Origin of the sequence: Flexivirga alba (assembly GCF_042661025.1) — a bacterium.
Lineage (GTDB): Bacteria > Actinomycetota > Actinomycetes > Actinomycetales > Dermatophilaceae > Flexivirga > Flexivirga alba.
Genome location: NZ_JBHSWH010000001.1, coordinates 4547635 through 4571641, shown reverse-complemented (window position 1 = coordinate 4571641; position 24007 = coordinate 4547635). Strand labels below are relative to the sequence as shown.

Annotated in this window: 24 protein-coding genes; 14 read left to right on the top strand and 10 right to left on the bottom strand. The window is 67.2% G+C overall.

The features are described from left to right. Positions 1-447 precede the first annotated feature (447 nt). From ACFQDH_RS22825 to ACFQDH_RS22815, 3 genes are all read right to left on the bottom strand, one after another. Positions 448-3156, bottom strand: coding sequence for a beta-N-acetylglucosaminidase domain-containing protein (locus tag ACFQDH_RS22825; protein WP_382404654.1), 2709 nt, complete (start codon positions 3154-3156; stop codon positions 448-450). A 106-nt stretch (positions 3157-3262) separates the two neighbouring features. Next, positions 3263-3964 (bottom strand): GntR family transcriptional regulator, encoded by a 702-nt coding sequence (locus tag ACFQDH_RS22820; protein ID WP_382404653.1) that lies wholly within the window; start codon positions 3962-3964, stop codon positions 3263-3265. Positions 3965-4013: 49 nt separating this feature from the next. After that, a complete protein-coding gene (locus ACFQDH_RS22815) occupies positions 4014-5105 on the bottom strand; it encodes a glycosyltransferase family 4 protein (RefSeq protein WP_382404652.1) in 1092 nt (363 codons plus the stop codon). A gap of 96 nt (positions 5106-5201) precedes the next feature. On the opposite strand from ACFQDH_RS22815, the gene ACFQDH_RS22810 reads away from it, so the two are divergent. Together ACFQDH_RS22810 and ACFQDH_RS22805 are read left to right on the top strand one after the other, a co-directional pair. Continuing rightward, on the top strand, positions 5202-6302 hold the full coding sequence (locus ACFQDH_RS22810) for a mannose-1-phosphate guanylyltransferase (RefSeq protein WP_382404651.1): 1101 nt from the start codon (positions 5202-5204) through the stop codon (positions 6300-6302). Between the two features lies 1 nt (position 6303). After that, complete coding sequence (locus tag ACFQDH_RS22805; RefSeq protein ID WP_382404650.1) at positions 6304-7353, top strand: quinone-dependent dihydroorotate dehydrogenase; 1050 nt, start codon at positions 6304-6306, stop codon at positions 7351-7353. Positions 7354-7476: 123 nt separating this feature from the next. Here ACFQDH_RS22805 and ACFQDH_RS22800 read toward each other — a convergent pair whose 3' ends face one another. Beyond that, positions 7477-8643 (bottom strand): hypothetical protein, encoded by a 1167-nt coding sequence (locus ACFQDH_RS22800; RefSeq protein ID WP_382404649.1) that lies wholly within the window; start codon positions 8641-8643, stop codon positions 7477-7479. 96 nt (positions 8644-8739) lie between these two features. Here ACFQDH_RS22800 and ACFQDH_RS22795 point away from each other — a divergent pair, with 96 nt between their 5' ends. The 8 genes from ACFQDH_RS22795 to ACFQDH_RS22760 all read left to right on the top strand — a co-directional run bounded on the left by ACFQDH_RS22795 (position 8740) and on the right by ACFQDH_RS22760 (position 16900). After that, positions 8740-9195: a guanyl-specific ribonuclease gene (locus ACFQDH_RS22795; protein ID WP_382404648.1), complete on the top strand. Its 456-nt coding sequence runs from the start codon at positions 8740-8742 to the stop codon at positions 9193-9195. Next, positions 9192-9605, top strand: coding sequence for a barstar family protein (locus ACFQDH_RS22790; protein WP_382404647.1), 414 nt, complete (start codon positions 9192-9194; stop codon positions 9603-9605). The genes ACFQDH_RS22795 and ACFQDH_RS22790 overlap by 4 nt, the downstream gene beginning before the upstream one ends. Further along, on the top strand, positions 9602-10810 hold the full coding sequence (locus tag ACFQDH_RS22785; RefSeq protein ID WP_382404646.1) for an amidohydrolase: 1209 nt from the start codon (positions 9602-9604) through the stop codon (positions 10808-10810). Before ACFQDH_RS22790 ends, ACFQDH_RS22785 begins: the two co-directional genes overlap by 4 nt. A 185-nt stretch (positions 10811-10995) precedes the next feature. Beyond that, positions 10996-12117, top strand: a complete 1122-nt coding sequence (locus tag ACFQDH_RS22780; protein WP_382404645.1) for a BMP family lipoprotein — start codon at positions 10996-10998, stop codon at positions 12115-12117. A 161-nt stretch (positions 12118-12278) separates the two neighbouring features. After that, a complete protein-coding gene (locus ACFQDH_RS22775) occupies positions 12279-13796 on the top strand; it encodes an ABC transporter ATP-binding protein (RefSeq protein ID WP_382404644.1) in 1518 nt (505 codons plus the stop codon). Continuing rightward, positions 13793-15100, top strand: coding sequence for an ABC transporter permease (locus tag ACFQDH_RS22770; RefSeq protein ID WP_382404643.1), 1308 nt, complete (start codon positions 13793-13795; stop codon positions 15098-15100). Before ACFQDH_RS22775 ends, ACFQDH_RS22770 begins: the two co-directional genes overlap by 4 nt. Continuing rightward, positions 15097-16449 carry an ABC transporter permease gene (locus ACFQDH_RS22765; protein WP_382404642.1) on the top strand — a complete coding sequence of 451 codons (1353 nt, stop codon included), beginning with the start codon at positions 15097-15099 and terminating at the stop codon, positions 16447-16449. Before ACFQDH_RS22770 ends, ACFQDH_RS22765 begins: the two co-directional genes overlap by 4 nt. 4 nt (positions 16450-16453) lie before the next feature. After that, on the top strand, positions 16454-16900 hold the full coding sequence (locus ACFQDH_RS22760) for a cytidine deaminase (RefSeq protein WP_382404641.1): 447 nt from the start codon (positions 16454-16456) through the stop codon (positions 16898-16900). Here the strand turns inward: ACFQDH_RS22760 and ACFQDH_RS22755 are convergent. Further along, on the bottom strand, positions 16877-17323 hold the full coding sequence (locus ACFQDH_RS22755; protein WP_382404640.1) for a hypothetical protein: 447 nt from the start codon (positions 17321-17323) through the stop codon (positions 16877-16879). The genes ACFQDH_RS22760 and ACFQDH_RS22755 overlap by 24 nt on opposite strands. Before the next feature lie 101 nt (positions 17324-17424). After that, positions 17425-17784 (bottom strand): hypothetical protein, encoded by a 360-nt coding sequence (locus ACFQDH_RS22750; RefSeq protein ID WP_382404639.1) that lies wholly within the window; start codon positions 17782-17784, stop codon positions 17425-17427. A gap of 237 nt (positions 17785-18021) precedes the next feature. Between ACFQDH_RS22750 and ACFQDH_RS22745 the strand changes: the two genes are divergently transcribed. The 3 genes from ACFQDH_RS22745 to ACFQDH_RS22735 are packed head-to-tail and all read left to right on the top strand — an operon-like array spanning position 18022 to position 20781. Continuing rightward, a complete protein-coding gene (locus ACFQDH_RS22745) occupies positions 18022-19305 on the top strand; it encodes a thymidine phosphorylase (RefSeq protein WP_382404638.1) in 1284 nt (427 codons plus the stop codon). 47 nt (positions 19306-19352) lie between these two features. Continuing rightward, entirely contained in the window at positions 19353-19709 is a 357-nt protein-coding gene (locus tag ACFQDH_RS22740) for a cupin domain-containing protein (protein ID WP_382404637.1), read from the top strand. Beyond that, complete coding sequence (locus tag ACFQDH_RS22735) at positions 19702-20781, top strand: adenosine deaminase (protein ID WP_382404636.1); 1080 nt, start codon at positions 19702-19704, stop codon at positions 20779-20781. Before ACFQDH_RS22740 ends, ACFQDH_RS22735 begins: the two co-directional genes overlap by 8 nt. Here the strand turns inward: ACFQDH_RS22735 and ACFQDH_RS22730 are convergent. Continuing rightward, a complete protein-coding gene (locus tag ACFQDH_RS22730; RefSeq protein WP_382404635.1) occupies positions 20757-21686 on the bottom strand; it encodes an RDD family protein in 930 nt (309 codons plus the stop codon). The genes ACFQDH_RS22735 and ACFQDH_RS22730 overlap by 25 nt on opposite strands. Before the next feature lie 23 nt (positions 21687-21709). Between ACFQDH_RS22730 and ACFQDH_RS22725 the strand changes: the two genes are divergently transcribed. After that, positions 21710-22705, top strand: coding sequence for a stage II sporulation protein M (locus ACFQDH_RS22725; protein ID WP_382404633.1), 996 nt, complete (start codon positions 21710-21712; stop codon positions 22703-22705). A 3-nt stretch (positions 22706-22708) separates the two neighbouring features. Here the strand turns inward: ACFQDH_RS22725 and ACFQDH_RS22720 are convergent, their stop codons facing one another. Genes ACFQDH_RS22720 through ACFQDH_RS22710 form a run of 3 tightly spaced genes read right to left on the bottom strand, consistent with a single transcriptional unit; the run spans position 22709 to position 24001 of the window. Next, complete coding sequence (locus ACFQDH_RS22720) at positions 22709-22870, bottom strand: hypothetical protein (protein ID WP_382404632.1); 162 nt, start codon at positions 22868-22870, stop codon at positions 22709-22711. Further along, positions 22863-23402 (bottom strand): DUF58 domain-containing protein, encoded by a 540-nt coding sequence (locus ACFQDH_RS22715; RefSeq protein ID WP_382404631.1) that lies wholly within the window; start codon positions 23400-23402, stop codon positions 22863-22865. The genes ACFQDH_RS22720 and ACFQDH_RS22715 overlap by 8 nt, the downstream gene beginning before the upstream one ends. Further along, positions 23315-24001 carry a DUF58 domain-containing protein gene (locus ACFQDH_RS22710; protein ID WP_382404630.1) on the bottom strand — a complete coding sequence of 229 codons (687 nt, stop codon included), beginning with the start codon at positions 23999-24001 and terminating at the stop codon, positions 23315-23317. The genes ACFQDH_RS22715 and ACFQDH_RS22710 overlap by 88 nt, the downstream gene beginning before the upstream one ends. Between the last annotated feature and the right edge of the window lie 6 nt (positions 24002-24007).

Here is a 24007-nt window from a genome sequence, read left to right as displayed (position 1 = left end):
CGGCGCAGAAGTTATCCACAGTCGCAGACCCGACGCGCGACATTTTCGGGCATGCATGAGTCTCCCCAGTGTCGAGCCGTGACCGGTGTTCGGACCTGCGACCGTTCACTAGCTGACACTGGGGAGGGCTGTGATCGGAATTTCGGGTTCGGACGGTGCGCGAGCTGACACTGGGGAGAGTTATGACCGGTCTCGCGCGTGTTGGTGTGCACGAGTCTCCCCAGTGTCGAGCCGTGACCGGTGTTCGGACCTGCGACCGTTCACTAGCTGACACTGGGGAGGGCTGTGATCGGAATTTCGGGCCGGACCGTTCACGAGCTGACACTGGGGAGAGCTATGACCGGCTCTTCTCCTGTATGACGAACTCCCGTATGACGAACTACCGCGCGACCAGCTCGTTGATCACCGGCGCAGCGGAGCCCGGGGTGAAGAGCATCCGCACTCCCGTCACCTGCCAGGTCGGGTCGACGTCACCTGTCGCGTATGACGAACCCCCGCCAGTGCACCGATCGTCGTCCACGTGCCGTCGTGTTGCACTTGCAGCTCACCGGCGCCGGTGCCGACGACCGAAACCTGCTGCAACGACACGGGATCGGCATACGTGCGGGCGAGGAACGAGCCCTCGACCGGCTTAGATCCCGCTTGGTATGCCGTGCCCAGGTCGGCGTCGAAGGCGTCGGCAGCGCCGCTGCCGTTCGCAGCCGGCAGGTTCGACGAGACCGGTGACGTCGCGGACACCGCGAAGTCGCGGATCTTGACCCACTTGCCACCCGGGTTGAGCGCCGTCGCACGAAGCCGGACGTAGCGCGCTTGGACGGGGGTGTCGAAGGTGTAGCGAACCACCGGTTTGGTGTCGAACTCCGCGGCCGTCGTCCAGTGTTCCCCGTCAGTCGAGTAGTCGAGTGCCGCGTGATAGATCATGTCGCCGGTCTGGCTGTCGCTGTCGGACTGCCGGACCACCACACTGCCGACCTGCTGCGTCGCGCCGAGGTCGACCTGGACGTTGCTGCCGACCGACGGCGCTGCGTTCGACCAGTAGTAGCTCGACGGGTCGTTGTCGGTCATCTTGCTGACGCCATACGAGGAGTAGGTGCCCATCGAGCTGCTCGGAGTGCTCGAATACCCCTTGGTGTCAATGGGTTTCGCACCGAGCCAACTGATGAACTCGTTGTTCGCCTTCGTCGTGAACGCCTCGAACGCGCCGTCGCCCACGGACGGCACTATCTGGTTCGGCTCGGGTTCGCCATTGGACCCCTGGTCCGGGACGGTCGGCTTCTTGGCATCGGCGACCGCGTCCTGAGCGGCGAAGTATTCGCGCGTCGCCGTCGACCCGTCTCCGGCGTCGAGAGCGGTCAGCATCGCGATCTCGTGCTGCAGCGCGGTCGCCCACTTCGCGGCCGCATTGACCCACGGCGCGGCATCACGGGCGAAGCCGGGTTGCGCCATACCGGCCAGGGTGCGGGGGAGCGCGACGATCGCGGCCAGCCGCTGGTCGAGCGCCGGGGTTGCCCCCGAACTCCCGCCCGACCGCGCCTGCCAGAACGCCGCGATGTCCTTGCTCAGCGCGGGCGCCTTCTGGGTGCTCGCCCGGTAGGGCCACTCCTGGTTGAGATCGGCGAAAGTGCGCAGCGCGGTCCGGGTCCCCTGGTCGGGGCCGGCCAGCTCGTCCAGCACCGCGGACATCGAGGCGTTGGCGTCATACTTCGGGCCGTTCCAGGTGTAGTCGCCGTAATTCGCCAGCGCCGGCATCGAGGCGTAGGGCTCGATCATCGGGTTGGACGTGATCCCATCGATGTACTTGTAGAGGTCGGGCGCCCGCCCGGTCAGCGGGTTCAGGAACAGCCGCCCGCGCTTGCCGTCGTTCACCGGGAAGTTGTCCCAGATGTAGAGGTGGTCGGTGTTGTATGACGTACTCGCGCGCTGCACCGATGCAGCGGTGATCGTGTCGGAGAAGACGCCCTCTCCGGTCCACTGGACCAGCACGTCGTCGTCCAGCCGCGTGCCGAACTCGGCCTTGTAGGGATCCGGACCGGAGCCGTTGTAATTGGTCGGAACGGTCTGCAACGGCGCCAGCCCGTTGGGCTTGATGTAGTCCTGGTTGATCCGATTGAGGTAGTCAGCCTGCGCATCGGCCAGCCAGTGCCAATCGCCGTTGTCGGGATACTTCGCCTTGTCCGCCGCACAATGGAACGACAGCGGGATGTCGTCCAGGGCGATGTAGAACGAACGCACCCCGAGACTGCGCAACTGGTCGAACTTCGCCTCGGTCGCCTTCAGATCGGCATCGGAGGAGTAGCAGATGTCGTTGCCCGGCGACAGCGCGAAGGTGAAGTCGACGTGAATGTCGTTCGCCGTCTTGACCAGCTCCTTCATCCGGTCCAGGGCCGCACCGCTGTATGGCGTGCGCCATTTCGCGCGCAGCAGTTGGTCGTCCTTCGGCGTGTAGATGTAGGTGTTCATCTTGTGCTCGCCGTAGAACGCCATCTGGTCGAGGCGGGCCTGATGAGACCACGGGATGCCGTAGAACCCCTCGATCGCACCGCGGATCGACATCAGCGGCCAGTCGCGGATGCTGACGCCGGGCACCACCTTGTGGGTGATCAGTTGCCGCAGTGTCTGCGCTGCGTAATAGGTCCCGCGCTGGTCGACACCGTTGAGCGCGACGGTCGGGTAGCCGTCATACCGGCCGCTGGCCAGGACGTAGCCGTCGGCCTTCAGCCCGGTGGCGTTCTTGGCGCCGAGGCCGTCGACGGCATCGTCGATGGCGGGGTTGTTCGCGACGGTGCCGAGATAGATCCGCTTCCCGCCGCCGGTGGCCGTCCTGCTGACGACCGGATTGCCGCCGGCCGCCGTGACGATGCGGCTGACGAGTGCGACGGTCGATGCGTCCGGGTTGTCGCCGGTCACGATGAGGACCTTGCCGCTGAGCGGCACCTGGTCGCCCGACGCGTGCATCTCCTGTGGCGCTGGAAAGACCGTGGGCAGGGTGGAAGTGGTTGTCGTTGAACCAGTTTCGCCGCTCGCACGAGCCGGCGCGACGCTCGCACCGGTGAGCCCGAAGGCGATAGCGACGACGGTGCCGAGCACCGTCGCACTGCGGGCGGAGGTATGACGCTTGACGAGTTGACGGGTGTTGCGGGGCGTGAGTGTGGTCACCGTGAAGTTCCTTCCTCAGGCAGGTCCAGGGGAGAGGTCTAGACCAATTTGACTCCACTGACGCTAGCGAACTTCGCCGCCCGATGGTGGCCTGCGCGCCGCCTGTTCATGGAGCGAGCGGGAACCACAGCTCGCACCGGTCGGCCGGCAGGACCGCCTCGGCATACTCCACCGGCTGGGCGGCCAGACGTGCGCGACGGGTGAGCCGGAAGACCGGCCTGGTCGCCGGAAGCTGCAGCGCGCGGGCCTCCTCGGCATCGGGCAGGTCCGCTCGCACCGATTCCTCGCCGCCGTCCGGTTGCCGCCCGTCACGGGCCAGATGGTCGTAGAGACTGCCGGTGAGGTGGCGCGCCTCCTCGAGCGTGAGCAGGTCCGCGCGCAGCCAGGTGCGCTCCAGAGCCAGCGGCACACCGTCACCGCGGCGGAGCCGACGTACGCAGATCGCGCCGTTGCCCGGACCGAGGAAATCGCGTACGGCAGTGGGAGGTTCGGGGTCGGTGCCCGCATCCAAGATCTCAGTTTCCGGGTGCAGGTGATGCGCACGCAACGCGGCGGCGAAGGAACCGAGTTGGACCCGCAGCGACACCGGTTGCGGTGCTCGGACGGAACCCGATCCGTGCACGGTGCGGACCAGGCCGGCGTTGACGAGTTCGGCGAGCGCCCGGCGGATCGTCATACGCGCGACTGCCCACTGCTGCGCCAGCTCGCGCTCCGACGGCAGCGCCGCGCCCGGCTCCAGCTGCTCGACCTGCACCCGCAGGGCAGCACTGATCCGTGCATATTTGGAACCGTCCGGCTGCTCGCTCACCGGGTCATGATGGCCCATTGCGCCATACAGCGGCGTAGGCGCGCGTCGGTCAGGCGACTCGGCGCAGGTATGACGGAGCGCTGACCTGCCGGTAGATGCCGACCAGCTCGTCAACGGCGGCCGGCCAGTTGCGGTGCTCGATGTTGGTCCGGGCGCGATGACCCATCCGCTCCCGCATGGCCGGGTCGGCGACCAGCCCGCCAACGGTCTCGCGCAGCACACCACAGCGGTCCGGGTCGAACAGGAGGCCGGTGACACCCGGCCGGACGATGTCCAGCGGCCCGCCGGCTGCCGGAGCGACCACCGGCAGGCTCGAGGCCATCGCCTCCTGCACGGTCTGGCCGAAGGTGGCGTGGCGGCCGGGGTGGACGAAGAGGTCGAAAGCCGCGTAGGTCCCGGCCAGCTCCATCCCCTGGCGGTGGCCAAGGAACGACGCCCGGGGGATCAGCTGCTCCAGTCGGTCTCGCTCGCGTCCGCCGCCGACGATCGCCAGTGAGACGCCCGGCAGGTCGGCGAGCTCGGCCAGCCGGTGCAATTCCTTCTCCGGCGCGAGTCGGCCGACATACCCGACGATCGTCTCGCCGTTCGGTGCCAGGCATTTGCGCAGCTCGCGCGTGAGTTCACCCGCGCGGCGGTCCGGGTGGAAGACCGCCGTGTCGACGCCGCGGGCCCAGCGGCCGATCCGGGGGACGTCGCTGTCAGCGAGCAGCTGCATTGCGGCCGTGCTCGGCGCCAGCGTCATACCTGCGACCGACAGGGCGCGGTGCAGCGACTTGGAGGAAGGGTGGGCCAGCCGGCCGGGCAGGTCGGTCTGGAAGACCGCGACACTCGGGATGCCCAGGTGGTCGGCGGCGGTCAGGCCGCGGGTGCCGAGGCCGAGCAGGGAGGCGACGTGCACGACGTCGGGCGCGAATTCGGTCAGCTGACGCTCCAGCTCGGCGGTCCGCCCGCGTAGCCGCAGGCCGCCGACGCCGCGCACCGTCCGCACCGGAAAGCCGCGGTATGACGAAGGGGCGGGACCGGGGCACAACACGATTGCCTGGTGGCCGGTCGCGGCGAGCCTGTCGAGCACCTGGCACACGCTGGTCGTCACTCCGGTGAACGTCGGAATGAAGGAATCGGTGACGATTGCTATTCGCACGTTGCACAGATTGCGCGCCGAAGGTGTCCAGCAGGTGAATGACGAGGGCCCGATCCCGTGAGGGACCGGTGAAGAGCGTGCACTAGCTTGTTGCTCATGTCGACCGAGCAGACCGGACCCATCAAGGGCTTCTGGACCGTTATCCCCGCGGGCGGTTCGGGCACTCGGCTGTGGCCGCTCTCGCGTTCGGGCTCACCGAAGTTCCTGCACGATCTCACCGGTTCGGGATGGTCGCTGTTGCAAGGCACGGTCGACCGACTGGCGCCGCTGTCGGAGGATCGGCTGCTGATCGCGACCGGTCTGCGGCACGCCCCCGAGGTTCGCCAGCAGCTGCCCGATCTGGGCATCGACTCACTGCTGGTCGAGCCGTCGCCGCGGGAGTCGATGCCGGCCATCGGTCTGGCCGCGGCGATCCTTGAGCAGCGAGATCCCGACGCGATCATCGGGTCCTTCGCCGCCGACCACGTCATCCGTGATGTGGAGTCCTTTCGCGTCAGCGTGCGTGAGGCCATCGCGGTTGCCCGGACCGGCCGGCTGGTGACGATCGGCATCGAACCAAAAGGTCCGGCAACGGGATTCGGCTATATCAAGCTCGGCAAGCCGCTCGACGTCGAAGGCGCGCCGAGTGCGCACGGGGTCGACTCCTTCGTCGAGAAGCCGGATGTCGAGACCGCCCGCTCCTATCTCGCCAGCGGCGAATACCGTTGGAACGCAGGCATGTTCGTCTTCAGGGCGAGCATGCTGCTCGACATGCTCGACCACTACCAGCCCGGACTGGCCAGCGACCTGCGCTCCATCGCCGACAACCCGTTGCGATTGACGGAGCTGTGGCCGCGACTGACCGAGATCGCGATCGACAAGGCACTCGCCGAGCCGGCTGCGGCCGATGGACGAGTCGCAGTGATACCAGGGCATTTCGACTGGGACGACGTCGGTGACTTCGACTCGCTCGGGTCGCTGCTCAGCGAATCCCTCGACGGTGTCAAGGTTCTCGGCAATGTGGACGATGTCGTGGCCGAGGACACCACGGGCGTCATCGCGCCGCGCTCCGGCCGGGTGGTCGTCACTCTCGGCGTCAAGGACATCATCGTTGTCGACACCCCCGATGCCCTCCTCGTCACCACCCGGGAGCGGGCGCAGGACGTCAAGAGCGTCGTGCAGCGGCTGAAGTCCGGCGGCCGCGGCGAACTCGTCTGAGATGGGCCTGCCGACCTGGGCGCTCCGCACCGGCTACCGCAACGCTGTCCGGCCCGTGCTCTTCCGTGTCGGCGGTGGTGACGCCGAAGCCGCCCACCACCTCACCTTGCGTCGTATGGCGCAGGTAGGTGAGCACCCTTCCGCCATACGAGCATTGGCGCTGGGTATGCCGCAACCCTCGTCGCCGATCGAGGTGGCCGGCGTGCGATTCCCTGGGCGTGTTGGCCTCGCCGCGGGTGTCGACAAGGACGGTGTCGGCGTAAAGGTTTGGAAACACTTGGGATTCGGTCACGTCGAGCTCGGCACGGTGACCGCGCAGGCACAGCCGGGCAACCCGCAACCGCGGCTCTTCCGGCTGCGTGGCAGTGACGCGATCATCAATCGAATGGGCTTCAACAACAACGGTGCCCAGGCGCTTGCGGACCGACTCGCGGAGGTGGGCCCGATCGGCATACCCATTGGCGTGAGCATCGGCAAGACCAAGGTCACGCCGGTCGAGGACGCCATCGGCGACTACCTGACCAGCCTCGCGGCACTCGAGGAGCACGCCGACTACTTCGCGATCAACGTCTCCAGTCCGAACACGCCGGGACTGCGGTCGCTGCAGGACAAGGAACCACTCGCCGAGCTGCTGGCGGAGCTCGTGACGGCGACCGCCAAACGATCGCGCACCCCGATCTTCGTCAAGATCGCCCCGGACCTGACCGACAGCGCGATCGACGACGTGCTCGAGGTCGCCCTACGCGCCGACGCCAGCGGCGTGATCGCGACCAACACCACGCTCTCGCGGGACGGCCTGGCCGAAGCCGACTTGCCGCTCGCGGACGAAGCGGGCGGACTCAGCGGTGCCCCACTGACCCGCCGTGCCCGGTATGTCGTGCAGCGGATCGCGTCGCGTTCGTCGCTACCCGTCATCGGGGTCGGGGGAGTGATGAACGCCGACGACGGTCGTGCGCTGATCGATGCCGGCGCGTCCCTCGTGCAGATCTACAGCGGCTTCATCTACCGCGGCCCGGCGCTCGTCGCCGAGCTCAACCGCGCCCTCTCCTGACGCCAGCACGCAGCGCGCGCAATCCCCTTTTACACGCCCGACCGACCCCACCACTTCTGATTGACCGGCATACCTCCGCATTGACCGGCATGCCGAAATGGTCGATTTCCGTATGCCGGTCGATCACCTGGTATGCCGCTCAATCACGGAGAGGTGTCGGGACTTGCGAGGCAGCGGTCCCTCGGGGATCGGCCACCCGCCGTCCGGCACCGGGCGAACCCCAAGGTCTGCCATCACCTGCACGAACTGATACGCGTTCAGCGCCTCGCCCCAGTCCCAGTGGCCGACCTTCCGGACGTCTGGGTGTCGGAGCAGGCGGTCGTCGCGACGCTTGGCTCGCCATACGGCCTCTTCTGCCTCGTCACCTCTGAGTCCGTCAGCGACGCGGAACTTCAGACGGCCGTCGGCCTCGCCGATGATGCCGAGCTCCGGCCAAAAGAAGTCGACCCGCCCGATGAAACCCGAGGCGTCGTAGAACTTGACCTGCAACTCCGGCATCGGCAACCCGAGCTGGAACATCCGGACCCGGCTCAGCGACTCCAACGGCGACTCGGAGCGGGCATCGGCGAGCAGGAGCGTCAGCTCCGCCATTCGGCAACCGCGTGCACGTCGTGGTAGCTCGCGCACCTGGGCGAGCACCTCGGGCTGCTCGAGCAGGGTGAGTCGAAGTGCCTCGTCACACATCGCGATCGCAGACTCGAGGCTTGCATAACGGGCCCGATCAATGACCGTGCGGTCCAGGTCGGTCACCCGCAGCCCACCGATGTCCACTACTTTCGGCGCGAACGCGGTCCGTCGTCGCCTGGCCTGTGGCGACCGGCCGGTGCCGCGGGGCGGCCTTGCGAACTCGACGAGCTCGTTCTGCTGACCGATCGCCGCCAGTCGCCAGACCGCCCTCGCGGTGTCGTGAGCGTAGATGCGCGGTTCCTGGGCGACTGCCTCCATGGCAAGAGCCGTCAGGATGAGCCGCTCCTCGTGCTCCAGTGCGCTGGGATCGCAGGTCACAAAAGACCCCTGTCGCAGCCGATTCCAGGGCAGGTCGGCATCGTCGGATGCGTCGATCAGTCGGAGTCGTCCGATCGGGGCGGAGACCAGTTGCCCACGCAGCCGTTGGACGTTCGCTGCGCAGAGCTCGACGTGCTCGAGGCGGGCCGCTGCGACGTCGTCGGAGTTGTCTGGGAGGGGTTCGGCATTGCTGACGGTACGACGGTCATCTCGGAAGCCTGCCGGATCGGCGGCTCGGGCCTCGAGAGTTATCCACAGCCGCGATTGACCGGCATACCGACGCACTGACGGGCATGCCGAACCGGCCCATTTTCATATGCCGGTCAATACGGAGGTATGCCGGTCAATCAACGGGGGCCGGTTCGCCGGTAGCCTGGCCGAATGCTGCATCGGGTCAAGCGAATTCGGGAACTCTTCATACCCGGTGTCTTCGGTCTGCTCGCGCTCATCGCGCTGGTGTGTGTGCTGGCGAGTTGCCAGAGCAGTTCGGGCGGGGCCGCCGCCGGTGGCTCGCCCGCAGCGACGGGCGGCACCGCGCAGGACAGCAACCGCAACGACGGTATGTCGACCGTGGCCGTCGCACAGCTACCCGACCAGGCACGTACGACGTTGGCGCTGATCAAGTCCCATGGACCGTTCCCCTACCACCAGGACGGCGTGGTGTTCCAGAACCGCGAGCGCCTCCTGCCGCGCGAATCCTCCGGCTACTACCACGAATACACGGTCAAGACCCCTGGCTCAGGGGACCGCGGCGCGCGCCGGATCATCAAGGGCCGCGACGGCACGCTCTACTACACGTCCGATCACTACGACAGTTTCAAGAGGATCGTGCAATGACCACTGCTACCGACCTCATCGCGCAGGGCGCCTCCGGACTGCACCCGACCGTCGACATCGCCGGAGCGCGGATAGCCGCCCGCGAAAAGGGCTGGCGCACCGTCGAACTCGACACATCTTCGGGCACCGACAAGGCGCACTTCCTCGATGTATGCCGCAAGGCGTTCGACCTGCCGGACTGGTTCGGCAACAACTGGGACGCACTCGCCGACAGCCTCACCGACGTCGACGACACCCCGGGCACCCTCGTGCTGTGGCACGCAGCCGGCACGCTCGAGGCACCGGTGCGCGAGACGGCGGCCGAGATCTTCGCCGAGAGGGCGGACCAGGCCACGAGCCGCGGACTGGCCGCTTTCCTGGTGCTGGTCGGAGACGACGTGAACCCCAGACGTACGATGAACGACTTGTGAGTGACCTTGCCTCTTCGTACACGACTGTGGACCCCGCTGCGGCCGCCGTCGCCGAGATCGAGCGGCTGCTCCCGCAGCTGATCGCTTGGCGCCGCGACCTACACGCGCACCCCGAGGTCGCACACCGTGAAATGCGCACGACAACGTTCCTGCGCGAGACTCTTACCGCTGCGGGTGTCGAGGTCACCGCGCTTCCGGGCACCGGCCTGATCGCCGACCTCGGTGCAGCCGACCCGACCCGCCGTGTCGCCCTGCGCGCTGACCTCGACGCGCTCCCGGTGCCCGAACGCAGCGGCCTGCCCTTCGGGTCCACGGTCGACGGCGTGTGCCACGCATGCGGACACGACGTACACACGACCGTCGTGCTCGGTGTTGCCTTGGCACTGAAGACGATTGAGCCGACGCTCATCGATCGTGGCCTGGCGATCCGCTGCATCTTCCAGCCGGCTGAAGAAGTGATGCCCGGCGGCGCGCACGAGGTGCTCGACGCCGGAGCGATGGACAACGTGGACCGGGCACTTGCGGTGCACTGCGACCCCAGCATCGACGTGGGCACCGTCGGCCTGACCGTCGGTCCGATCACCGCCGCGTGCGATCAGGTCGAGGTCACCCTGACCGGGCCGGGCGGCCACACTTCCCGGCCGCACCTGTCCGCCGATCTCACGTTCGCGCTCGGCAAGGTCCTCACCGAGGTGCCCGCCGTGCTGAGCCGTCGCCTCGACCCCAGGTCGGGTGTGGCGCTTGTCTGGGGCCAGGTCGCCGCTGGCAACGCCGCAAACGTCATACCCGCCACCGGCCGCGTCGTCGGCACCCTGCGGATGCTGGACGCCGACGAATGGAAGCGCGTCGACGGCCTCGTGGCGCAGGTGGTCCAGGAGGTCGTCGCGCCATACAAGGTGGCGGCGCAGGTCGCGCACATCCGCGGTGTGCCGCCCGTTGTCAACGACGCCGCAGCGATCGCTGCCCTCGCGTCCGCCGCGAGCGCGACCGAAGGTGAGCGCAGCGTCGTCCCGACCCGTCAATCGCTCGGCGGCGAGGACTTCTCGTGGCTCCTGCAGACGACGCCCGGCGCGCTGGCCCGGCTCGGGACGCGGGCACCCGGCGGCCCGACCTATGAGCTGCATCAGGGCGACCTGGTCATCGACGAGACCGCGATCGGAGTCGGCACTCGCGTACTGGCCGTAGCAGCACTCAGCGAGGTATGACGCCGCGGGCGCATAACAGTTCGGTCGCAGAACCGTGATCTGTGGTTCCGGTCACCATTGGCCCGCTAGGCTGCCGACTTGCCCCACTGGGGGTGACTGAACCTTGGGGGATCCGTCCACACCCTTCGGCGTCCGCAACAGCGGAGCCACCTTCAGTAGAAGTTGCACCATGAAAAGGAGACACCGTGCGTTCGGTGATGAAGATTGCGGCCGTCTCGGCCGTTGCCGCGATGGCCCTGGCCGGCTGTGGCAGTAAACCTGCAAGCAACAACTCCGCCAGCGGCGGCGCCACGGGGTCGACACCGGCCACTGGCGCCAGCACTGCCGCAGCCTCCGGAAAGAAGCTCAGCGCCTGCATGGTGCTGGACACCGGTGGTGTGGACGACAAGTCGTTCAACGAGAACTCGTGGGCGGGTATGCAGGCCGCGGCCAAGGCCAACCCCAACATCAAGGTCAAGTACGTCCCGTCCAACTCCGGGAGCGACTACACGCCGAACCTCACCAAGTACGCCCAGGGCGGGTGTGACTCGGTGATCGCCGTCGGTGGCCTCATGGGTGACGCGCTGAAGAAGGTGTCCAAGCAGTTCCCGAAGGTCCACTTCGCCGAGATCGACAACGGCAACCAGAGTGCTGCCAACATCTACGGCATCGAGTACAACACCGCACAGGCCGGCTTCCTCGCCGGCTACCTCTCGGCGGGTATGACGAAGACCGGCACCGTCGGCACCTGGGGTGGCCTCGCCATCCCGCCGGTGACGATCTACATGGACGGCTACTGGGAGGGCGTCCAGTACTACAACACGACCAAGAAGAAGTCGGTCAAGGTCCTCGGCTGGAACGAGAAGAACCAGAAGGGCGGCACCTTCTCCGGCTCGTTCACCGACCAGAACAAGGGCAAGTCGATCACCCAGGCGATGGTCAGCCAGGGCGCCGACATCGTCTTCCCGGTGGCGGGTGCCTCTGGCCTCGGGGCCGGCGCGGCCGCGCAGGCGTCCGGCGGCAAGCTCAACCTGATCTGGGTTGACACCGACGGCTGCCAGAGCGCCGCCAACTACTGCAAGTACTTCATCACCAGCGCCACCAAGAACCTCGCCGGTGGTGTCGAGTCGTACTTGAAGCAGGCGGCGGACGGGACCTTCCCGACCGGCAACTACATCGGTGACTTGAAGAACAGCGGCACCGGCATCGCGCCGTTCCACCAGTTCGACTCCAAGGTGCCGGCCGCGCTGAAGACGGAGCTCGCACAGGTCAAGGCGGACATCATTTCCGGCAAGATCAAGATCACCTCGCCGGCCCAGCCGAAGTAAGAAGCACAGTCACTGGGGTTAATCCAGGTCTCACTGGGTTTATTCAGTCCGTGGGTGGTTCGGCAACTATGCTGCCGACCACCCACGGTTGTCTGTTGGGGTATGGCGGGGAAGTGGTGCGATCCACCGCGCCCTGCCACTGAAGTCGACAAGGAGCACGAGTGAAACTCGAACTGCGCGGCATCACCAAGAAGTTCGGGTCGTTCACGGCGAACGATCACATCGACCTGGTGGTCGAGCCCGGGCAGATCCACGCCCTGCTGGGTGAGAACGGCGCCGGCAAGTCGACGCTGATGAACGTGCTCTACGGCCTTTACGAGCCCACCGGCGGCGAGATCCTCGTCGACGGTGAGCCACAGAAGTTCAGCGGTCCTGGCGATGCGATGCGCGCCGGGATCGGCATGGTCCACCAGCACTTCATGCTCGTGCCGGTGTTGAGCGTCGCCGAGAACGTCATGCTGGGCGACGAATACACCCGGTCCGCAGGCATGTTGGACCAGAAGAAGGCCCGTGAGGTCGTCAGGAACCTCTCGAAGAACTACCACCTCGAGGTCAACCCGGACGTCCTGGTCGAGGACCTCCCGGTCGGCATCCAGCAACGTGTCGAGATCCTCAAGGCACTCGCACGCGAGGCCAAGGTGCTGATCCTGGATGAGCCGACCGCCGTGCTGACGCCCCAGGAGACCGACCACCTGATGGACGTCATGCGCTCCCTGAAGGAGAACGGCACCTCGATCGTCTTCATCAGCCACAAGCTGCGCGAGGTCCGCGCGATCGCCGACACGATCACCGTCATACGCCGTGGCAAGGTCGTTGGCCAGGCGGAGCCGAGCGCCAGCCCCTCCGAGCTCGCCGCGATGATGGTCGGCCGCCCGGTGCAACTGAACGTCGACAAGGACCCCGCCCAGGAGGGCGACGTCATCCTCGACATCGAGGGCTTGAGCGTGACCGGACCGACCGGCCAGGTGCTGGTCGACGACGTGTCCCTGGAGGTGCGTGGCGGCGAGATCTACGCCATCGCGGGCGTGCAGGGCAACGGCCAGTCCGAGCTCACCGAAGCCATCGTCGGGCTCATCGATCCGACCGCCGGTCGCATCCGGCTGGAAGGCGCCGACGTCACCGACGAGTCCACCGACAAGATCCTCGGCCGGGGCGTCGGTTACGTCCCCGAGGACCGCATGCACGACGGTCTGGTCGGCAGCTTCAGCATCGCCGAGAACCTCGTGCTGGACACGTATGACGAAGCACCCTTCGGCAACTCCGTGTCGCTGAACCTCGCCGCGATCTCGCGCAACGCGCGCGAGCGGGTCGACGAGTTCGACGTGCGTACCCAGAGCGCGGAGGCCTCCGCCTCGACCCTGTCCGGCGGCAACCAGCAGAAGGTCGTGCTGGCCCGCGAGCTGAGCCGCCCGCTGCGACTGCTGGTCGTCTCCCAGCCGACCCGTGGCGTCGACGTCGGGTCACAGGAATTCGTGCACAAGCGCATCGTCGCCGAGCGTGACCGCGGCACCGCGGTGTTGCTGGTCAGCACCGAGCTTGACGAGGTCATCAGCCTCGCCGACCGGGTGGGCGTCATGTATGCCGGAAAGATCATCGGCGAGTTGCCGCCGACAGCGACAGCGGAGGAGTTCGGCCTGTTGATGGCCGGCCAGACCTCGGACACCAAGGAGTCAGCATGAGCGAGCCCGGGGAAGGTCCCGACCTCGGCAAGCCGGACCGGAGCGAGGAGGTCGCGGAGCAGTCGGCAGCCGACGGCGACACCCTGCTCGCGACGACCGAGTCCGGCGACGACGACAAGACCCACGAGACGATCTCGCAGATCCTGCGCAGCGACCACCCCGCGGTGGTCACGCTGCTCGCCGTGATCTGCGCGATGATCGTCGGCGCGGTCCTCATCGTCGCGTCGGACGAAGCCACCCGTAACACCGCGAAGTACTTCACCGCGGCTCCGGGCGACACGATCAGCGCCGCCTGGAGTGCGGTCAAGAACGCTTACGTCGCGCTCTTCCAGGGCGCCATCTACAACCCGAGCGGCGGCCAGCTCCTCTCGCCGATCTCCGAGACGCTGGTCTACGCGACCCCGCTGATCCTGGCCGGACTCTCGGTCACGCTGGCATTCCGCGCGGGGCTCTTCAACATCGGTGCGCAGGGCCAGATCCTGATGTCCGCAGCGCTGGCCGGCTACATCGGCTTCGCCTGGCACCTGCCGGCCGGTCTGCACATCGTGGTGGCGATCATCGGCGGCATCGTGGGTGGTGCGATCTGGGCGGCGCTGGCCGGTCTGCTGAAGGCCAAGACCGGCGCGCACGAGGTGATCACCACGATCATGCTCAACTACATCGCGGTCTTCTTCATCAACTGGTTGCTCACCGAGTCGTGGTTCCAGGCCCCGCCATACCAACAGGCAGTGTCGCGAACGGTCGACGGCAACACACAGTTCTGGCACCTGTTCGGTTCCGACCTGCGCGTCAACTTCTCCTTCATCCTGGCGATCGTCGCGACCGCGTTCGTGTGGTGGTTGCTGAAGTACGGCACGTTCGGGTTCCGGATCCGCGCGGTCGGCGCCAACCAGGATGCTGCGCGCACGGCCGGCATGAGCATCGCGGTGACCTACATCGGTGTCATGGTGATCGTCGGCGCCCTGTGTGGCCTGGCCGGCGCCTCGCAAGTCCTGGGTGACGCGAACAACTACCAGATCACCGCCAGCGTCGACGGCGGCGTCGGTTTCACCGCGATCACCGTCGCGCTGCTGGGCCGTGGCACGGCATGGGGCACGTTCGCCGCGGGTCTGTTGTTCGGTGCGCTGACTGCGGGCAGTGGTCAGTTGCAGGCGTCCACACCGACTCCACCGGATCTTGTGCAGGTTCTACAGGCCCTCGTGGTGATCTTCATCGCGGCGCCCGGCCTGATCCGATTGATCTTCCGCCTGCGGCACAGCAAGTCGTCCGGATCTGCGGTTCTGGCGAAGGGATGGAACGGATGAGCCCCGAGCTGAACAACGACTCCAAGAGCGTCGTGGACTCGGCGGTCGAGACCCTCGAGGTCGCACCGGGCAAAGTCGTCGAGCAACACGTTGTCGAGCTGAAACAGACGACCTCTCGTCGGGTCGGCACGGGTACGGCGATCGTCGTGATCGGCCTGATCGTCGCGGTGGTGCTGGGTCTGTCAGCAGGCTCACACTCGGCGAAGTTCGACCTCAACGGCTCCAACCCCGGCATCTCGGTGCCGACGTTCTCGCTGCCGAGTGCCGCCCTGATCATCGCCTGCGGCGTCGTGATCATCCTGCTGGGAGTGGCGCAGATCCTGCGTGGTTTCAGCAAGCGCGCTCTGCGTTGGGTCGGCATCGGTGCCGGCGTGCTCTTCCTGGTCGCCTTCCTCATCTGGGCGGGCAGCGAAGGCAAGCAGGCGGTGCAGGTCGGATCGCTGCTGCAGCAGACACTCTTCCTGGCCACCCCGCTGATCCTCGGCTCGATGGCCGGCGTGATGTGCGAGAAGACCGGCGTCATCAACGTCGCCATCGAGGGGCAGATGCTCTTCGGCGCGTTCGCCGGCGCGTTGTTCGGCACGATCGCCGGCAGCTATTTCGGGCTCATCGCCGCAGTCGTCATCGGTTGTCTCGCGGGCGCCCTGCTCGCGGTCTTCGCGATCAAGTTCACCGTCAACCAGGTGATCCTCGGTGTCGTGATCAACGCGTTCGCCCTGGGCCTCACCGGCTACTTGTATGACGCCGTCATGGCCAACAACGGCAACGGCACCAACCAGCCGAGCGTCTTCTCCCCGATCAAGATCCCGGGTCTGGGTGACCTGCCGGTAGTGGGGTCGCTGCTGTTCAACCAGACGATCATCACCTATCTGATGTACGTCATCGTGGTCGTCATCGACGTCATGCTGCTGCGCTCCCGATGGGGCCTGCGCACCCGCGCCGTCGGCGAGCACCCGAAGGCGGCCGACACTGTCGGCATCAACGTGCTGCGGTTGCGCTACAAGAACGTCATCATCGGTGGCGGCATCGCCGGCCTGGCGGGTGCTGCGCTGACGATCGGGTCGGTCGGGCAGTTCAACAAGAACATGACCTCCGGTCAGGGCTTCATCGCACTGGCAGCACTGATCTTCGGCCGGTGGACACCGCGCGGTGCGCTCGGAGCGTCGCTGTTCTTCGGCTTCGCCAGCGCGCTGCAGGTGGCTCTGTCACTGCTGGCCACCCCGGTGAAGATCGACTCCAACCTGCTGCAGATGCTGCCCTACCTGGCGACGATCTTCGCGGTCGCCGGGCTGGTCGGCCGGGTGCGTGCACCTGCTGCCGACGGCGAGCCCTACGTCAAGGGCGAATAACCCTATGCCGGAAGTGAATTGGGACGCCCTCACCGCAGAAGCGGTGGAGGCGTCCCGGCACGCCTACGTGCCCTACAGCAAGTTCCCGGTCGGCGTGGCCGGCCTGGTCGATGACGGCCGGACCGTGTCCGGCTGCAACGTCGAGAACGCCGCGTATGGCGTCACCCTGTGCGCGGAGTGCGGCATGGTCAGCGAGCTGGTGCGCAGCGGGGGAGGCCGGCTCGTCGCGGTCTCCTGCGTCAACGGGCTCGGTGAGTCACTGATGCCGTGCGGCCGGTGCCGCCAGTTGCTCTGGGAGCACGGCGGGGCCGACTGTCGACTGCTGACGCCGCAGGGCGTCCAGACGATGGACCAGGTGCTGCCGCAGGCCTTCGGACTCGCGGACCTGCAGCATGTGGCAGACGCTCCGAAGGGATCTGCCGGCGGCTCAGCCGACGCTGCTGGGCAGTGAACCACCGCTGCCACCGGCCAGACAGGTCGTGGTGACCTTCGTCAGCTTGCCGGTGTCGAGCGGGTTGAGTTCCTTGACCTTGCCGCTCTTCAGTGCTCGCAGGGTGGCGTCCGAGAATTGTGAATAGCCTTTGTCGGCAACGCAATTCGTCACGTCGTTGACGAGCGATCGCGGGACGCCTTTGCCGACGAAGTAGTTCGTCATACCCGCTGCGACTTGTGCCTTGCTGGGCTTACCGCTCTCGTCGGATGAACCGCCTCCGGTGCTGGCCCCACCAGTTGAGGTCGGAGCACTGCTAGACGCGGCCGACGGCGTCGCCGTGCTCCCTTTGTCCGACGTGCTCGAGCTGCAAGCGGCCAGGCTCAACGGCAGGGTGAGCAGGAGCGCCGCGGTGGCAGCCTGCTTGGCGGGAAGCGAACGCATGGTGTCCTCTCCGGAGGGTCAGCTGTCCAGGGTGGGACGCAGCAACGCCCCGGCCGGTTTCACGCCGGCCGGGGCGTTGTTCTGTAGTTCAGGAAGCTTGGTCAGCCGACGTTCTTGAAGTCGTTGGCAAGCTTGGTCTGGCAGCTCGTGCTGGCACTGGTCAGTTTGTCCTTGTCGGAAGACTTGATCTTCGTCTTCTCGTTCGCGTTGCCGTCCTTGAACTTGTTCAAGGTGTCGCTGCTCAGGTCGTTGTAGGTCTTGTCGAAGACGCAGTCGGCCATCTTCGTGTAGAGCGAGTCCGGGATCTTCGCGCTCTCGGCGCCGCCGCTCTTCTTGACGGACTTGATGTAGCCGGCCTTGACGTCGGCCTTGCTCGGCTTGCTGCCGCCGCCGCAAGCGCCCAGCGCCATCGGCAGGCTGATCACCAGGGCAACGGCCGCGGTGCGGGAAATGAGCTTCATGGGATTCCTCCGTGTGGCGTATCTGTGGGGTGTGAAGTCGTTGGTTTCCGGAGCATGGACGCATCGGAACCGGTGACGGTTCCCGGACCTCCCCAGTCCGGGCCGGACACTACTGTGCCCTATTCGTGGCCGGTTTCGGGCATTGAGCGGTGCCTGGCAGGATCGTGGTATGAGCGAGCGAAGCGAGCGACGAGTGTGGTTGGTCAATGAGGCGGCCCGACGAAGGAGGGTCACCTCATGAGCGAGAACTTTGATGCCGTCGACGTGATTGCGGCCAAGCGGGACAAGCTGCCGTTGCGCAAGGAGCAGATCGACTGGGTCATCGACGCCTACACCCGCGGTGTCGTCGCGGACGAGCAGATGTCGGCCCTGGCCATGGCGATCTTCCTCAACGGCATGAGCCGTGAGGAGATCAAGCACTGGACTGCCGCGATGATCGCCTCGGGGAAGCGGATGGACTTCGGCTCCCTCTCGCGCCCGACATCCGACAAGCACTCGACCGGCGGAGTCGGCGACAAGATCACCCTGCCGCTGGCACCGCTGGTCGCCGTGTATGGCGTGGCCGTGCCGCAGCTCTCCGGTCGCGGGCTCGGTCACACCGGCGGCACTCTGGACAAGCTGGAGTCGATCCCTGGGTGGCAGGCGTCGCTGTCGAACGACGCGATGCTGCGGCAGCTGGACGAGATCGGTGCCGTCATCTGTGCGGCCGGTGCCGGGCTCGCACCCGCGGACAAGAAGCTCTATGCGTTGCGCGACGTAACGAGCACCGTCGAGGCGATCCCGCTCATCGCCAGCTCGATCATGAGCAAGAAGATTGCCGAAGGCACCGGGTCGCTGGTGCTCGACGTGAAGGTCGGCAGCGGCGCGTTCATGAAGACCGTCGAGCAGGCGCGGGAGCTCGCCCGCACCATGGTCGACCTCGGCACGGACGCGGGCGTCAAGACGGTCGCCTTGCTGACCGACATGTCGACACCGCTGGGGCTGACCGCCGGCAACGCGCTGGAGGTGCAGGAGTCCGTCGACGTGCTCGCCGGCGGTGGACCGGCCGATGTCGTGGAGCTGACCGTGGCGCTCGCGCGCGAAATGCTCACAGCCGCAGGCAAATCCGACGTCGACCCAGCAGAGGCGCTGCGCAACGGCCGAGCGATGGATGTATGGCGCAAGATGATCTCCGCCCAGGGTGGCGACCCGAGCGCAACGCTCCCGGTCGCGACCGACACCGAGGTCATCACGGCCGACAACAGCGGGGTGTTGCAGCGCCTCGACGCGCTCGCGGTCGGCGTCGCGGCGTGGCGGTTGGGTGCCGGCCGGGCCCGCAAGGAGGACCCGGTGCAGGCCGGGGCCGGTGTCGTCATACACGCCAAGCCCGGGGACCGCGTCACCGCCGGGCAGCCGCTGCTCACCCTGCACACCGACACACCCGACCGGTTCGCTCGCGCGGCGGAGGCGCTGCAGGGCGCGTGGTCGATCGGTGAATCCGCGCAGGACACAACACCTTTGATCATCGACCGCATCGCGTGATCGGCCGGCGGCACACAGGGTCATGGGGCACTCACTAGAGTGTCGGAATGGTAGATCGTTATACAGAACCGGTGCGGATCCCGGTGCCGGGCGGAAAGATCATCGACGAGCACATCGGTGCTGCGAGCACCGGTGAACGGCAGGTGAGCATCGCTCACATGCAGGCTCCCGCCGACTGGTCCGAGCCTTTTCAGACACCTGCGTTCGACGAGTTCACCGTCGTGCTGCGCGGGGCCGTGATCGTGGAGCACGGCGACGGCGAGAGCACGACCGTCAATGCCGGCGAGTCACTGAAAACCACTGCGGGAGAACGCATCCGATACTCCACCGGACCGGACGGCGCCGACTACATCGCGGTCTGCCTGCCCGCGTTCAGCCCCGACACGGTGCACCGCGATGAGTGACCACATCCGCCCCGAGATCAAGGCACTGCCCAAGGTGCTGCTGCACGACCACCTCGACGGTGGGCTGCGCCCGGCGACGATCGTGGAGCTCGCGCAGCAGAGCGGGTATGACGCACTGCCCGCGTCCGACGCCGAGTCGCTCGGCAGCTGGTTCCGCGACGCTGCCGACTCCGGCTCGCTCGAGCGCTATTTGGAGACGTTCGAGCATTCGGTCGCAGTGATGCAGACTCCCGAGCAGCTGCGGCGGGTGGCGTCGGAGTGTGCGCAGGACCTGGCCGAGGACGGCGTCGTTTACGCGGAGGTGCGCTACGCACCCGAGCAGCACCTCGAAGGCGGGCTGACCCTCGAAGAGGTCGTCGAGGCGGTCAACGCCGGTTTCCGCGAGGGTGAGCAGGCCAGCGGCGGGCGGATCGTCGTACGTGCGTTGTTGACGGCCATGCGGCATGCGGCGAAGTCGACCGAGATCGCTCAGCTCGCGGTCCGCTACCGGGACGAAGGTGTCGCGGGCTTCGACATCGCCGGCGCGGAGGCCGGCTTCCCGCCCACGCGACATCTGGACGCGTTCGAGTACCTGCAGCGGGAGAGCGCCCACTTCACCATCCATGCCGGTGAGGCGTTCGGGTTGCCGAGCATCTGGGAGGCCATCCAGTGGTGCGGCGCCGAGCGGCTGGGTCACGGTGTGCGGATCGTGGACGACATAGCGGACTTCGGGCGGCCGGGCGAGAAGCTGGGCCTCCTTGCGGCATACGTGCGTGATCGCCGGATCCCGTTGGAGATGTGTCCGTCGTCCAATCTGCAGACGGGAGCGGCTGATTCGATAGCCGAGCACCCGATCACGCGGTTGAAGGACCTGCGCTTCCGGGTCACGGTCAACACCGACAACCGGCTGATGAGCGGCACCTCGATGTCGCGCGAAATGCAGCTGCTGGTCGACGAGGCCGGCTGGACCGTGGACGACTTGCGGTGGGTGACGATCAACGCGATGAAGTCGGCGTTCCTGCCGTTCGACGAGCGGCTGGCGATCATCGAAGACGTCGTGAAGCCCGGTTATGACGATTCAGCCTCTGCGTGATTTCTGGTCTTCGATCGGGGCCCCCGCGAAGTATCGGAGCGACGAAGGAGTGGAGAACTTCGTGGGGTAAAGGGGTCCGGAGGGAGGAGGCGTGAGCGGTTCGCCTGCTCGCGTGCCAGCCGTCGGGCTTCGCGGTCACTGCGTGCGGTGAGCACCGCCGACAGCACGTCCTCCGGATGCGTCCGCGAGGGCGGCGGTGGAGAGACGAGCGGCATGACCTGCTGCATCAGGTTGGCGGTGAGCGCGCTTCGTGCCGCCGGGGTCAGGGTGGCGCGACGGATCAGGAACTGCCGGATCGCCAGCGCCAGCCCGTCCGGCAACGGCGCGAGGTCGGCACCGACCGCCCAGGCCCGCAGGTATGGCGGTGGCGGTGGCGGCGGGCTGAGCTTCAGTCCGGTCTGCTCGCGGACGACATACGTGCCGGCGGCGAAGTCGCCCAGCCGCTTGCCGCGCGCGTTGGAGACCGACGCGATGACCGCGGGCACTGCGACCAGCAGCGGCAGCTCGATGACGCCGACGAGGCCGCGCACGAAGGCGTGCCGGAAGACGATCGGTCCGCCGTCGTCGCGCACCACGCGCAGTTTGACGATCAGCTTGCCGAGCGAGCGGCCGCGGCTCAGCGTTTCGACGGTCACCGGCACGACCAGGAAGCAGACGATCGTGCTGAGCAGCATGAGCGTGCTGAATGTGGCATCGCTGCTGCCCGCCGACCCGAACGACACGACGAACACCAGCCCGATCAGCGCGACGATGTAGACGACCCAGTCGATCAGCGCGGCGACCATCCTGGTCGGCAGTGGCGCCGACGGGACATCGATGAGCACGGCCTCGCCGGTGATCATCAGGTCGCTGTCCGCACCGCGCAGGCGCCGCGCGGGCTGCGTGGTGACGGAGTCCGCGGGCATGTCCTCAGCTTATAGTCGCTGGCGTGGACCTCGATGCGTTCGTCACCGCGCACTACCCGGAGTGGGAGCAGCTGCGTGCGCTGAGCGGGCGGCGGACGCTGACTGGCGCCGAAGCCGACGAACTGCTCGACCTCTACCAGCGCGCGGCGACCCATCTGTCGCTCATCCGCTCTGCAGCTCCGGACCCGACCGTCGTGCAATACCTGTCGACAGTGCTGGCCAGAGCGCGCACGGCGTCGCTGCGGCGCCGCACGATGACCTGGTCGCGGTTGGCGGACTTCGTGATCCGGGACATTCCCGCCGTGCTCTACCGCACCCGGTGGTGGTGGATCGGCACTGCGCTGGCCAATGTCGTCGCCGCCGTAGTGCTCGGCGTCTGGGTGGCACGCAATCCGGACGTGCAGGCGTCGTTCATCTCGCCCCAGGCGGCCCAGCAGCTGGTCAACCACGACTTCCGCAGCTACTACTCCGAGTACGGCGGCGCCGACTTCGCGACCCGGGTGTGGACCAACAACGTGTGGGTCGCGGCCATGTGTATCGCCCTGGGTGTGCTCGGTTTCCCGATCATCTGGATGTTGTGGAACAACGTGTACAACGTCGGCGTGCAGGGCGGCATCATGGTCGCCTACGGCCACGGTGGCGACTTCTTCGGTCTGATCCTGCCGCACGGAATCCTCGAGCTGACAGCGGTTTTCGTCGCTGCCGGATGCGGCCTGCGCCTCTTCTGGTCCTGGGTAGAACCGGGCGCGCGCAGTCGCGCTGATGCGATGGCACACGAGGGGCGCTCGATCGTCGTGGTCGCGATCGGCTTGGTCGGCGTGCTGCTGGTCAGCGGCGCGATCGAGGCCTTCGTGACGCCGTCGCCGCTGCCGACCTGGGCACGGATCGGGATCGGCGTGCTGGCCGAAATCGCTTTCCTGGCCTACGTGTTCGTGCTCGGTCGCCGGGCCGTCGCCGAGGGCTTCACCGGCGACGTCGCCGAGCTGGACCAGAGCGCCGTGCGCCCGGTCAGCGTCTGACCGCTACAGGAGACCGCGGCTCTTGAGGAGGAGGTAGTGGTCCACGAGCGCCAGTGGGAGGGTGTCCGGTTCCTCGTCGAGCACGGTGACACCGAGCCGTTCCAGCGCGATGCGGGTGTCGTTCCGCAGTAGCTCGGTGCGTTCGGCTGCGCTGGCGTCATACACCTGCTCGGGGAGTCGCGTTCGGTCGCCATGGCCCGTATGCCGGGGTCGGCGACCGAGGCGACGATGACGCGGTGCTGGACGGCGACCCTCGCGAGGACGGGCAGTAACCCTTCTTGGATCGCGGCGGGTTCCAGGGGGTGACCAGGACCAGCAGCGAGCGCTGCTTGGGCAGGGCTCCGTCTGCGCCGAGCAGAGTGCGCCAATTCGCTTCCACCAGAGCGGGTTCGAGCGGTGCCATGGCGTTGATGACGGTGTGCATCAGCTCGGCGCGATCGCTGATCCCGGCGACCTGGGAGCGGATCGTGCGGTCACCGGCCAGGAGACCGACGCGGTCGCCCGCGCGAGAAGCGAGTGCGGTCAGCAGCAGCGTGGCGTCCATGCCGGCATCCAGCCGGGTGCTGTCGTCGATGCGGCCGGCTGAGGTGCGGGACGTGTCGAGCACGATCACGACCCGACGATCGCGTTCGGGTTGCCAGGTGCGCACGACCGGGTGCTGGCGGCGTGCGGTCGCGCGCCAGTCGATGCTGCGCACGTCGTCCCCGTCGACGTAGTCACGGAGGAGTCGAACTCGGTGCCCTGGCCGCGGATGCGAACCGCAGAACGTCCGTCGATCTGCCGCAGTCGCTCCAGCCTGCTGGGCAGGTGCCGGCGGGACGGGAAGGCCGGCAACGCACGGATGGCTCCAGGAACTTCGACCGAGCGCTGCCGCAGTGCCAGACCGAGCGGTCCGGCAGTGCGCGTCGTCAACCGGTCCGCGCGCCGGTCGCCGCGCCGGGTCGGCGTCAGCTCGACGACCAATCGGGTCTGCTCGCCCGCACCGAGACGCAACGGTGCACGTTCACCTCGCGCGCCGGCCGACGGCTGCCAGGCATCCCGGACCGCGCCGCGCAGCGTGCGCGACCCGGTGTTGCGCAGCGTCAGCGTGCTCGTCGCCGTCTCGCCCAGCCGGACGGAGCGGATCGGAAGCCGTTGCGCGGCAAGCGAAGTCGTCGAAGGTGCCAGCCAGAGGTCGACGCCGACCAGAGCGGCCACCACGAGCAGCCACCAGAAGACCGTCGAGAGGCCAGGGTGCACGAACACGACGACGATGCCCAGGGCTGCGAGCAGCGCCGTGCGGCCGGTGAGAGTCATCGGTGA